Genomic DNA, 241 nt, shown 5'->3' with positions numbered 1-241 from the left:
AGGTCGTGTTCAATCCTGACGGATCCTGGAGTTATACGACGGATACGGTGTTGACCGTCCACGGTCGGACGGAACCGTTCGCCCATCGCGACCAGAACACGCTGCTCAAGATCCGCGACGCCGAACCCAATCCGCTGGCGCGGATCCTCGCCGCGCGCGCGGCCGCCGCAACGGCGAGCCCAGCGGCGTAGCGCGCGGCGGCAACCGCTCCCCTCACCCGCGCAGCCACGAGAGCACGAAC

At 68.5% G+C, this 241-nt stretch carries 1 pseudogene; it reads left to right on the top strand.

Annotated elements, in window-relative coordinates:
- Nucleotides 1–191: pseudogene (locus RAD10_RS42465) on the top strand (FABP family protein); the annotation flags it as partial.
- Between the last annotated feature and the right edge of the window lie 50 nt (nt 192–241).

This window comes from Bradyrhizobium sp. 23AC (assembly GCF_054863025.1).
This window is presented reverse-complemented; position numbering and strand designations above follow the sequence as displayed.